General features: G+C 65.3%; 3 protein-coding genes. 1 reads left to right on the top strand and 2 read right to left on the bottom strand.

Going from position 1 to position 4,241, the window contains the following annotated elements; translation table 11 throughout:
* Positions 1-1,701, bottom strand: a 1,701-nt coding sequence (locus SE92_RS06535; RefSeq protein WP_063194992.1) for an acetyl-CoA carboxylase biotin carboxylase subunit, incomplete at its 3' end; no start/stop codon positions are given.
* A gap of 166 nt (positions 1,702-1,867) precedes the next feature.
* Positions 1,868-2,959, bottom strand: a complete 1,092-nt coding sequence (locus SE92_RS06540) for a zinc-binding metallopeptidase family protein (RefSeq protein ID WP_063194993.1) — start codon at positions 2,957-2,959, stop codon at positions 1,868-1,870.
* Positions 2,960-3,173: 214 nt separating this feature from the next.
* On the opposite strand from SE92_RS06540, the gene SE92_RS06545 reads away from it, so the two are divergent.
* On the top strand, positions 3,174-4,241 hold a 1,068-nt coding region (locus SE92_RS06545), incomplete at its 3' end, for a PAS domain-containing protein (RefSeq protein WP_157095847.1).

Below are 4,241 nucleotides of genomic sequence, written 5' to 3' on the forward strand. Positions count from 1 at the left end.
ACCATTGGGAATCGGCCGCGCCTGCACCGCGACCAAGTGGCCGTCGATAGTGCCCTGCCAGACCGGATCGCCCGGCTTCCACGGCGACTGCAACAGATGCGCATTGCCGGGCTTGCCGGCGGCATCGACGAAACGCACCGCGATCGCATCGCCCTCGCGAGCGACCTCTAGCTGGATCTCCTGGCGATCGAGCCAGACCGCGCGGCGGCGCTCGCGCTGCACGACACGGCCGCCCATCTGGCCGGAGATCTGCCGCTTGCGCTCGCCCAGCACGTGATCGATGGCGGCGCCAACCGCGGCGATGCGCCGCGCGACCTCGCCTTCGGGCACGCGCACCGCAAAGCCCTTGGGGAATTCCTCGGCGATGAAGCCGGTCGAGAGCCGGCCCTCGCGCCAGCGCGGATGATGCATCAGCGCCGAGAGGAACGGGATGTTGTGGCGGATGCCGTCGACATAGAACGAATCCAGCGCGGTCGCCTGCGCCTCGATCGCCGCGGCGCGCGAAGGCGCATGCGTCACGAGTTTTGCGATCATCGGATCGTAGTGGATCGAGATCTCGCCGCCCTCCTGCACGCCGGTGTCGTTGCGCACGGTGATGCCGTCGTGGCTGGCTTCGGCCGGCGGGCGATACTTCACCAGGCGCCCGATCGAGGGCAGGAAGTTGCGGAACGGGTCTTCGGCATAGAGACGCGACTCCACCGCCCAGCCGGTCAACGTGACGTCCTTCTGCGTCAGCGCGAGCTTCTCGCCGCTCGCGACGCGGATCATCTGCTCGACGAGGTCGACACCGGTCACGAGCTCGGTGACGGGATGCTCAACCTGGAGACGCGTGTTCATCTCCAGGAAGTAGAAGCTCTTGTCTTGCCCTGCGACGAACTCGACGGTGCCGGCGGAATCGTAGTTCACGGCCTTGGCCAGCGCGACCGCCTGCTCGCCCATCTTGCGGCGGGTGGCTTCGTCGAGCAGCGGCGACGGCGCCTCCTCGATGACCTTCTGGTTGCGGCGCTGGATCGAGCATTCGCGCTCGCCGAGATAGATGACGTTGCCGTGCTTGTCGCCTAGCACCTGGATCTCGATGTGGCGGGGATCGACGATGAACTTCTCGACGAAGACGCGGTCGTCGCCGAACGAGGCCTTGGCCTCCGCCTTGGCGAGATTGAAGCCCTCGGCAACCTCGGCCGTCGAATGCGCGATGCGCATGCCCTTGCCGCCACCTCCGGCGGAGGCCTTGATCATGACGGGATAGCCGATCTCGTCGGCGATCTTCACCGCGTGCCTGTCATCCTCGATCACGCCGAGATAGCCGGGCACGGTCGAGACCTTGGCCTTGGCCGCCGCCTTCTTCGACTCGATCTTGTCGCCCATCGCGGCGATGGCGCCGGGGTTCGGGCCGATGAACACGATGCCGGCCGCCTCCAGCGCGCGCGGAAACGCCTCGCGCTCGGACAGGAAGCCGTAGCCGGGATGCACGGCCTCGGCGCCGGTCTTGCGGCAGGCCTCGACGATCTTCTCGATCACCAGATAGCTCTCGGCTGCGGCCGGCGGGCCGATCAGCACCGCCTCGTCGGCCATCTCGACATGGAGGGCGTCGCGGTCGGCTTCGGAATAGACCGCAACCGTCTCAATTCCCATCTTGCGAGCGGTCTTGATGACCCGGCAGGCGATTTCGCCGCGATTGGCGATCAGAATGCGTTTGAACATGCTTTTCTTGAGTCTCGACCCTGGGCGGGACCCTTCCCTGGCCGTTGGGGCCTATGGGGGACGGGCCGTGTGGCTTCCGTGGTACATCAAAATGGGCCGGAGGCAACGGTCTAAATCCGGCCCGTTCTGGCGTACCAGCGCAAGACCGAAACCGGCTCGGCAAGCCCTAGGAACGTCCCCCGGCGCAATCGGCCTTTCTGGCCTTGGCCTCGTCCCGGACCAGGCTGTGAATGAAGCCGAGCTTGCCCACCACCGCGGGCGACAGGATGAAGGGATAGAGGTCGCGCAGGCCCATGGCGCGGTTGACGCTGTTCATGGCGAAGGTGAAGGGCAGCCATGCGCCAACCATCGCCTCGATATCCCGTGCCTCGTAGGGGTTGAAACGGATCCGCGCCGTCAACTCCCCGTCGCGGTCGACCTTGGGGCGCACCTCCATGCCGAACTCGCCGGCCATCTCCAGCGCGTCTACGATGTGGAGATAGTGCGCCCAGGTCTCGGCGAAGTCTTCCCAGGGATGGGTCGTGGCATAGGCCGAAACGTAGCTCTGCTGCCAGTCGGGTGGCGGTCCTTCCGCGTAATGGCGCTGCAAGGCCTGGCCGTAATCGGCGGAATCGTCACCGAAGACCGCGCGGCATTCCTCGAGCTTGCCGCCGTCGCGCACCAGCACGTCCCAGAAATAATGCCCGACCTCGTGGCGGAAATGCCCCAGCAGGGTACGGTACAGCTCGCCCATTTCGAGCCGGCGCCGCTCACGCTCGATGGTATTGGCCTCAGTGAGCGCAATCGTAATCAGGCCGTTGTCGTGGCCTGTCAGGATCTTCTCGCCACTGTTCGGATTGTCGGCAAGGAAATTGAAGATCAGACCATGCTCGGGGTCGTCCTGACGCGTCCGAAGCGGCAGCTTCCAGCGGATCAGGGTATAGAACAGACGGTGTTTCGCCACCTCCAGCTCGCGCCAGCCGGCAAGCTGGGCAGGGTCGGACAGGTCCGGGACGATGCCGTTATGGCGGCAGGCGCGGCAATAGCCGGTGGTGTCGCCCGCATCCGTCAGCCAGTTGCAGGCATCGTACTCGGCATTACGGCACAGCATCCGGCTTTCGCCCGTGCCGGCCAGGATCTTCCAGGCCTCTCCGTCGGGTTCGATCGCCGACATCGTCTCCTGCTCGGGCAGGAAGGCGACCTGATGACCGCAGCGTTCGCAGGCGCGGTTCTCGAAATAGAGGACGTTGCCGCAGGCCTGGCAGACAAAGAGCTTCAAGATTTAGCCTCTTCGGAAAGGGAGCTTTATGAACGATGCGTCCAGTGCCTCGCGAAGACGCCGGCGGCGGCCCATCGTTCCAATGTCAGGAACAAATTCGCCAGTCCTGACGTTTCCTTTACACCCGTCACGCCCCCCTGTGGCGTCTTTCCCAGCATACACCCCTCTCGGCGATGGCCATCACGCTCCGTCTGTGTGAATATCTGTCCGGCACGTGCGCTCCCGCATGACAACGGCCGACGCCTTGAACGATCCCTTGCCCGAGACCATCGCCGCCGAAAGGCTGCGCCAGCACCTCGAAGAAATCGCGCGCGAGCGCGATAACGCCTATCGCGCGCTTCAGGAACGCGAGGCCGAGCTGGCGCGCATCCAGCGCATCGCCAAGGTCGGCGGGGTCGAGGTCGATTTCCGTGAAGGCTTCAAGAACCGCCGCTCGCCGGAATATCTGATGATCCACGGCCTCCCTCCCGAGGCCACCGACGAATCGCACGAAGACTGGGTCAACCGCATCCACCCCGACGACCGCGATGCCACGGTCAGGCACTTCTTCGACGCCCTGGCCGGGACCAGCGAGGACTACACTGCCGAATACCGCATCATTCGCCCCAGCGACGGCGAGACCCGCTGGATCCGCGTCGTCGCCAAGATCGAGCGCGACAAGGATGGCCGCGCCATCCGCCTCGTCGGCGCCCATATCGACATCACCGACCAGATGCTCGCGCGCGAGACCCTGCGCGAGAGCGAGGAGCGCTTTCGCCTGATCGCCGACAGCGCGCCGGTCCCGATCTGGGTCACCAAGCTCGACCGCAAGCGGTCCTTCGCCAACCAGGCCTATGTCGACTTCGTCGGCCTGCCCTACGACCAGGCCATCGACTTCGACTGGCGCAAGGTGCTGCATCCGGACGACCTGCCGCACGTGCTGCAGCAATCCGTCCAGGGCGAAGCCTCGCTGAAGCCGTTCGTGCTGGAAGCGCGCTACAAGGACGCCAGCGGCGAATGGCGCTGGTTGCGCTCGGAATCGCAGCCGCGCTGGGACCCGACCGGCAAGCATATCGGCTTCATCGGCGTCGCCCACGACATCACCGTCGCCAAGCAGGCCGAGATCGAGCTCAGGCGACTCAACGAGACGCTCGAAGAACGCATCGCCGAACGCACCGCCGAACTCGAATCCAACGAGGCCCGGCTGCGGGCGATCCTGGAGACCAGCAACCAATATCAGGGCCTGGTCAATCTGAGGGGCGAGCTGCTTTACGCCAACAACACGACGCTCGAGGGCATCAAG

It is taken from the genome of Bradyrhizobium sp. AT1 (assembly GCF_001590795.1).
Lineage (GTDB): Bacteria > Pseudomonadota > Alphaproteobacteria > Rhizobiales > Xanthobacteraceae > Bradyrhizobium.